Origin of the sequence: Micrococcus sp. GbtcB5, from assembly GCF_019091605.1 — a bacterium.
GTDB lineage: Bacteria > Actinomycetota > Actinomycetes > Actinomycetales > Micrococcaceae > Micrococcus > Micrococcus luteus.
This window is the reverse complement of the sequence record NZ_JAGXJK010000425.1, coordinates 1-239: the sequence shown is the minus strand read 5'-3', so window position 1 is coordinate 239 and position 239 is coordinate 1. Positions and strand designations below refer to the sequence as shown.

The following is a 239-nucleotide window of genomic DNA, read 5'->3' as shown; positions in this document are numbered from 1 at the left end:
AGGTCGTCCTCGGTCTCGTCGGGGTGCCGGACGGCCGAGCACAGCGCCTGCATGGCGGAGCCCAGTGCCGACGTCACCGCCGCCCAGGGGTGCATCAGCGCCAGGGCGCCCAGGATCAGCGCGCCGCTCAGGGTGTTCTCCAGGAAGAAGATCTGGGTCACCCCGCGCAGCACCGTGCGGTGGGCCGGCCCGAGGGGGCGCGGCGCACGGGGGGTTCGGGACGGGGCCGTGGTCGACGT

1 protein-coding gene is annotated in these 239 nt (G+C 74.9%); it reads right to left on the bottom strand.

The annotated features are described in order from the left end of the window. Positions 1-173: urea transporter (locus tag KVS67_RS12985; protein WP_217565548.1), on the bottom strand; the 173-nt coding region annotated here is incomplete at its 3' end. Between the last annotated feature and the right edge of the window lie 66 nt (positions 174-239).